Raw genomic sequence first — 6,899 nt, 5'->3', positions numbered from 1 at the left:
GTGAGCATGCGGCGATTTGTTTGAAAGGCATTGGAGCCGGCGCCGTAATTGCGGAATCATTTGCACGAATTTTTTATCGGAACGGCATTAATCTCGGCTTGCCACTCGTAGTGTGCCCCGGTATTAGTAAATTGGATTTAAACCATAAAGAAATCTCGCTAGATTTGGAAGCAGGTACACTCACCGCAGACGGTAAGGTTGTGGCTCAAGTGGAACCTTTCACGCCGTATGTGTTATCTATTCTTGAAGCGGGTGGTATCAAGAATATGATTCGGGCAAAACTGAACGCCTGATATATAGGAGGTATGGGTATGTTGGAAGATAAATACTTTCCGGGATTTACACAACAATTTATAGAAACCGAGCCCGGTGTTAAAATTAATACTTGGATAGGCGGTCATGGGGATACGGCGGTACTTTTGTTGCATGGTCATCCGGAAACGCATTTAATCTGGCGGTTCTTGGCGCCACGCTTGGCTGAGCAATATACGGTGGTTATGACGGACCTTCGTGGTTATGGCGATAGTTCAAAGCCAAAGGGCTTACCTGATCATGCTAATTATTCGAAACGAGTTATGGGGGAAGATCACTTTACAGTGATGAATAAGCTTGGTTTTGAAAAGTTCCATCTCATTGGTCATGATCGCGGTGCTCGTGTTTGTCATCGCATGATAGTAGATAAACCGGAGCGTATTTTTACATGCACGATGATGGATATTTTACCAACATTGGAAATGTATGCCGATACGAATGAAGAATTTGCTACTAAATATTATCATTGGTTTTTCTATATTCAGCCAAATGGTTTTCCGGAAACATTATTGGGTGCGGCACCGGAATATTTCATTCGTTTTAACCTGGAGAGAAAAATCGGACCAACTGCACGGGCTAACTTTCCGGAAGACGTAATGCAGGAATATATTCGTTGCTTTTCAAATCCGGCTACAATTCATGGAATTTCAGAAGATTATAGGGCATCAGCCACGATTGACCGTGAGTTTGACAAAAAAGATATTGACGATAAGGTAATTATAAAGACGCCGTTATTAGTTATGTGGGGAAAAAACGGCGTAGTCGGTAAGCTTTGGGATGTATTAGCCGGTTGGCAGGCTAAAGCGGAACAGGTTGAAGGCTATGGCATAGATAACTGTGGGCACTTCGTACCGGAAGAGCAGCCGGATATGGTTAATCAGCATATTTTAGATTTCTTAGTAAAATATAAATCATAACTAATAAATTATAAGTGTCTTGAATTTAATAGCGTATATTATCGGTAAAGAAAAGCTGTCGAGCCAGGCGGCTTTTCTTTTTTTGCCATAATTTTAAGGACAAAACTATTGAGAAGTGGTATCATATACATAGAAACGAAATTATTCAATATAATAGAATGCAATTAATTACAATGTAATAGAATACAATTAATTGCAATATAATAGAAGGTAATTGATACAATATTAATCAGCAAGAATGCTGAACGTGTTTTTAGAATTAAACTCGTAGTATAAGAAATAAGGACACAACATGGATAACGAAAAGAATTTACGCATATTAAGCATTAATCCGTTTGCCTTGGCGCAGATGGATAATCCGACGGACGAGATGAAGTTGACGGCGTTGCGCAAAAACGGCATGGTGCTGCAGTTTATCAAAAATCCGACGCCTGAAATGATAGATATAGCTCTGTCGAATGCTCCGCGGGCCATTCAGTACATTGAAAACCCGTCCCATGAGATACTGGAACAAGTGGTAAGCAAGGGCTGGAATAACTTGGGCTTGATTGAAAATCCCGACGAATCCTTGATTCGCTTGGCCTTAGCCGAGTCGGGCTGGGCCATTCAATATGTAAAAGCCCCGAGCGAAGAGATTCAGATTTTGGCGGTCACGTCGAATTATGACGCCATCAAATTTATCGAGAACCCGTCCAAAGCGGTGCAACTCGCTGCGGTAGGTCAGAATTATCAGGCTCTTAGCTATATTAAAGAACCGGTACCGGAAGCTATTGATTTGGCGGTCACTTTAGACCCGCAGGCAGTACGTTTGTTGGGCACGGTGACGGTAGATCAAGCACTTCATTTTATCGGCATCAGCAGTCTGATTACCAAGTATTTGCCGCCGGATTACATGATTCCGCCGATTTACTTGGAAGAACGTTTGAAAGAAATTTTGGCTGATGAAAACACAAGCGAACAGTACGTGCGTGATTTACTTAATTGCACGTACATCGGTAAGCATAATAAAGGCTTTGAAGCGGATGTGGTCGGTCTTATCGACCAATTCGGTACGCAAAAAGCACGCCGCATTGCGGTTGATGAGCTTTTGAAGTTTTAAACTATTGAGAGCTAAGTAACTGAGATTTTAAAACTGTTGAAATTTTAATAGAGTTCGGACGCTTATATAAAAGCTGTCCCGGATGAAAATCATAATTTAAAATATATTAAATAAGGGAAAAGGAAAACATATATGAACTTTGTAGAAACAATGAGAAGTGTTGAGTTGGTATTATCGGCCGGTCAGGTACCGCTTTTAGTCGGTGAAACGGGGATTGGTAAAACCTCCTTGGCACATCGTTTGGCCGTAAAAAACGGTTGGTCCCTCGTAACCATCGACGGCAACTTATTAAAAGAAGGCGAAATCGGCGGTTTGCCGACCGTAGATAGTTTTTCACGCAAAATGAATGACGGCACAACGGTTACGGAAAAAGTGACAGTCTATGCCATTCACTATAAATTAAAACAGATTGCCGACTACATGGCGGCCGGTCAGCAGGTGCTCTTGTTCATTGACGAAATCAACCGTTGTGAACATGCGGTGCAGCAGGAATTGATGAACTTGATTTTGAACCGTGAAATCAACGGTTTTAACCTTGGACATTCCGTACATATCGTAGCGGCCATGAACCCGACTAATAGTTATGATTACCAGACGGTGGAAATGGACGTGGCCCAGCAGAACCGCTTTGTGTGGCTCCAGATGGAACCGGATTACATGCAGTGGCTCGATTGGGCGGCGGAAGCCAAATTGGAACCGATGGTGATGGAATTCATCAGCACCTATCCGGAATATTTACACAAGATCAACGAAGACGATATTTATGCCACACCGCGTAGTTATGAACGGGTATCCGCGCTGTATGCCATGTATAAAGCCAACAAAGAAGCCATCGGTAAAGATGTGTTCTTCAACGTAATTCGCGGTAATGTGGGTAAAGTGATTGCGCAGGAATTTGTGAGCTTCATAGAAGCAGACCATGAACCGTTACTTATGTATGATGATGTGTTCAACGGTGAAATTATGGCGGAATCCGTATTGGAACGTCTCAAAAAGGAAAGCCATACTCGCCTTTATTTGACGGCTAAAAATTTAATGTGCGTCATTGAAATGCGAGCTAACCAGCTATTTGTAGACGAAGAAGCGGCTCAGGTAGTAATTAACCGTTTTATGGACTTTTTAAAAGCCTATCCGGAAGATTTACAGATGGCTGTGATGAAGGATATCCGCAATACTTATCCACGTTTTTATAAGGAAGCCATCAAAAGTGATGAGTTCGTCAATAACTTCTTTGATTTACAGCGGAGCTTATAAGCTATGAATGGTGAAATAGATATTGTAACGAGGCGGACGCTAAAGTTGGACTCGCAAGTCGGGGACAGTAAGAACGGGGCTCTTGAGGGTGGCAACGGGAACGTTGAAAACGGCGCCAATGCTGTAAACGGCGCAGCTCTTAATCAGGATCCGCTCGATGCGGAACGTGCTTCACTACTGGAGCTTACCAAAAAATTGGTAACGGCTTGGCAGCAGGAACGTGATGCGCTCCAGCGAGAACAGGAGATTAAAGATAATGCCTATACCAACTCTATCGGCTATGCCATAACCGAAGCCGCTGCCTTGGCGGCGGGCAAGCGTGATTTAACAGCCGGCACCGACGATTTTACGGTAAATAAGGAATACGAAGAACGTTTTTTCAAACTGGTATCAAAATTAAATTTGCGCCTCATTGAAAGCGATTCCTTCTACGGCTATTTCTTTTTACAAGTGGGACAGGAACTTCGCTTCGGCATGACCAGCGGTACGGGCATTAACTTTAAAGGCAGCCGCTATGTGATGTACTTCAATCCGTTGATTTTTTTAGACATGTCCACGGAACAGATGATAAGCTCCATTAAACATGAAATCCTTCATGTGATTTCGCGCCATTTAGTGCGAGCAAAGCGTTTGTATCAGCGATATTCACCACTTGCTATTAATATAGCTATGGACATTGTGGTGAATAACTATATTGAGCCCTTACCGCCGAATGCGATTGATGTAAAATGGCTCAACAAGAATTTCGGCACTACCGTGGTGGCGTTTAAGCCACTAGAATATTATGTGGACGAGATTCAGGCACACATAGATATTGCGCGTGAAACAGACGGCGAAACGGAAGTGGAAGACAGCTTAAGTGATGCGGCTATGAGTTCGCCCGGCGTGGCCGAAGCCTTTGATATAGCCAACAGCCATGACCTTTGGAGCGAGTCCGATGAAGTGGATGGCGATTCCCAACAACAGCTGACCAATAAGATGGTGGAGAATTCTGAAAAAGGCGAATTGGCCGGGTATTTGTCGGGCCTTTTGAGTGATATGAAAAAACATCGGGCATCCTTGCCGTGGTCAGTCTACTTAAAACGCTTGGTCGGTTCCGTTGCGTGGGGGCATAAAAAAACGACTACTCGTCGTAGTCGTCGTCAGCCGGAACGATTGGAAATTCGCGGTACTTTGCGCAAGCGTCGTGCTAAAATTGTGGTTGCGCTTGATTGTAGCGGCAGTATTACGGATGGTGCTTTCCGTCAAGCCATGTTGGAAGTACTGGAAATTACCAAGGCTTATGATTTTGAAATTACCGTGGTGGAATGCGACAGTGTCATTCGCCGCACCTATCCGGTAAAAACCATGAACGATGTTGAGCCGCGTGTAACGGCTCGTGGTAGTACGCTTTTCACGCCGGTAGTTCATTATGCTAATCAAATGCAAGCGGATTTGCTCATCTACTTTACGGATGGTAAAGGTGAAAAACATTTGAAAGTCGATCCGAAGCATTATAAAATTCTTTGGGTTTTGGTAGGCGAAGAAGCTAAACTATCACTCAAGAATCCGTGGGGTCTCGTTAAACATTTGAATCAGACATTTGAAGATTATGATATGACTGTCGATTATGAACGGGTGGACGGTTTCTCCATGAATAACCAGGAAGGGTTCTCCATGGCCAATCAGGAACGGGATTGGGATAAATAAGATAATAAAATATGTGGGTTGAGTTTTTGTTGTTCTTCTTCGAGTATAAACTTAAAACATTATTTTTCTGCCACCGGTTTCCGGTGGCAGTTTTTTTGTCTTATTTATGCTTGTTTGATTTGTTATTTACAAATTGATTACCTTTTTATATAATCAACGTAATAAATGATGTAATAAATGTGAATGCTGTTTTCGGTGGAACTATATTCTTTAATCAGTTGAGGAGTGTTAGCATGAAACAGGCATGGATTAAATTGACAGTAATAAGCAAAACCGAATTGAACGAGTAACGACAGAAGGTATTCCCCTGTCTATTGCAGAAGATGATGCAATAGATTATGTGGACCTTCTTTTTTTACTACCAATATTGAATTAGAGGATAGTAAGGATATGGATTGGTATCGTGGATATACAAAACTGAAGAATAATAAATATTTAGTCTTTTTTTGTATAAGTGTTTTAATAATATTTTTTTTTAGTGTTACACGTTATTATATAAAAGAGATGTCAAATTTTGAGTGGACTAAGAAAGATATTATTGTAATAAAGGATGGATATCATTATACATTTATTGCTCCTTATAATGATTACGATAATGTCAGTCTAGACCTTAGAAATTTTATTAAGCAAGATGAAATATATAATTTTGCGGTAGATAGTAAGATTGATAAAAATAAGCTTATTATAATTTATGTGAATCGGTCATTGGATTTAATACTATGCATTAAATCCAAATCAGATTATAAAGCTATAAAGATTGAAAGTATGGATAAACAATTTGTATATAGCATATATCCTAAATTATGGATTACTAATTTATCATATTATATTTATATAGACCATTATTTATATAAAGTAGATAAGCAAACTTTAGAAATCGAAAGGATTTTATCAGATATAAATGGGATACCTTCTATCAGCATTAGTGGAAATGTTATTTATAAAAATGATATAAATTATATTTCTGTAGTAATGTCGAAGGCAAATAAGAAGTTATTTTTGGTACCTAGATATAGTAGTTTGCAAAGTTGGGGGAGCAATAAAGATAGTTTTATTTTAAGCTTGAATGATAAAATTGAGAATATGACTTTATCAGGAAATCATAATTATACTGTTGTTAAACCTAGTTATGGTGATTTAAAATTTGAAGGTGATTTGGGTAGATTTAAAATTGTAAGATTTATACCTGATAGTGGTGAAGAGCCATTTATAGATTGGGCATTATGGTTTGAATCTATAAAAGATGGAGTAGAATATAAGTATTATCATTATTATATGTATGATTCACTAACGAATCATTTTTATGAATTACCAAGTCAATTATTAGGGTTCTTTTCGCATAAGAATGAGCTGATTACAGGATATAGTGGCGAAGTGAATTTAGAGGCAATATCTCAGTTAATACATATTGGATATTAAATTATTTTAGATTCAATTTGAAAAGGAGTAATAATTTGGGGCCAAATTATTTGAATAAAATAAAAATCACTATAGGGTTTGATCTGCACCCATTTTCTTGGACAGAAGTAATTAAGCAACTTTTTGGGAATGGGTCCGGTATTCTACCGGACTCATTCCTTTTAATTGTACGCCGAATAGGCATGACAAAACCCCCAGTTAAACTGGGG

At 39.8% G+C, this 6,899-nt stretch carries 5 protein-coding genes and 1 pseudogene; all 6 read left to right on the top strand.

Features of this window, described 5'->3' with window-relative positions; translation table 11 throughout:
* A pseudogene (locus E7204_RS06810) lies at positions 1–293 on the top strand (3-isopropylmalate dehydratase small subunit); the annotation flags it as partial.
* An 18-nt stretch (positions 294–311) separates the two neighbouring features.
* On the top strand, positions 312–1,229 hold the full coding sequence (locus tag E7204_RS06805; RefSeq protein ID WP_295182994.1) for an alpha/beta hydrolase: 918 nt from the start codon (positions 312–314) through the stop codon (positions 1,227–1,229).
* Positions 1,230–1,521: 292 nt separating this feature from the next.
* Entirely contained in the window at positions 1,522–2,328 is an 807-nt protein-coding gene (locus tag E7204_RS06800) for a hypothetical protein (RefSeq protein ID WP_295182993.1), read from the top strand.
* 132 nt (positions 2,329–2,460) lie between these two features.
* Positions 2,461–3,582 carry an AAA family ATPase gene (locus E7204_RS06795; protein WP_295182992.1) on the top strand — a complete coding sequence of 374 codons (1,122 nt, stop codon included), beginning with the start codon at positions 2,461–2,463 and terminating at the stop codon, positions 3,580–3,582.
* Positions 3,583–3,585: 3 nt separating this feature from the next.
* A complete protein-coding gene (locus E7204_RS06790) occupies positions 3,586–5,271 on the top strand; it encodes a VWA-like domain-containing protein (protein WP_247240141.1) in 1,686 nt (561 codons plus the stop codon).
* Between the two features lie 390 nt (positions 5,272–5,661).
* Positions 5,662–6,690, top strand: coding sequence for a hypothetical protein (locus E7204_RS06785; protein ID WP_295182988.1), 1,029 nt, complete (start codon positions 5,662–5,664; stop codon positions 6,688–6,690).
* The last annotated feature ends 209 nt before the right edge of the window (positions 6,691–6,899 follow it).

The organism is Veillonella sp. (assembly GCF_015058545.1).
GTDB lineage: Bacteria > Bacillota > Negativicutes > Veillonellales > Veillonellaceae > Veillonella_A.
This window is presented reverse-complemented; position numbering and strand designations above follow the sequence as displayed.

Bases quoted from the DNA above. Each gene is read 5' to 3' on its own strand.
- E7204_RS06805 (WP_295182994.1), top strand. From the start codon at position 312: ATGTTGGAAGATAAATACTTTCCGGGATTTACACAACAATTTATAGAA.
- E7204_RS06800 (WP_295182993.1), top strand. From the start codon at position 1,522: ATGGATAACGAAAAGAATTTACGCATATTAAGCATTAATCCGTTTGCC.
- E7204_RS06795 (WP_295182992.1), top strand. From the start codon at position 2,461: ATGAACTTTGTAGAAACAATGAGAAGTGTTGAGTTGGTATTATCGGCC.
- E7204_RS06790 (WP_247240141.1), top strand. From the start codon at position 3,586: ATGAATGGTGAAATAGATATTGTAACGAGGCGGACGCTAAAGTTGGAC.
- E7204_RS06785 (WP_295182988.1), top strand. From the start codon at position 5,662: ATGGATTGGTATCGTGGATATACAAAACTGAAGAATAATAAATATTTA.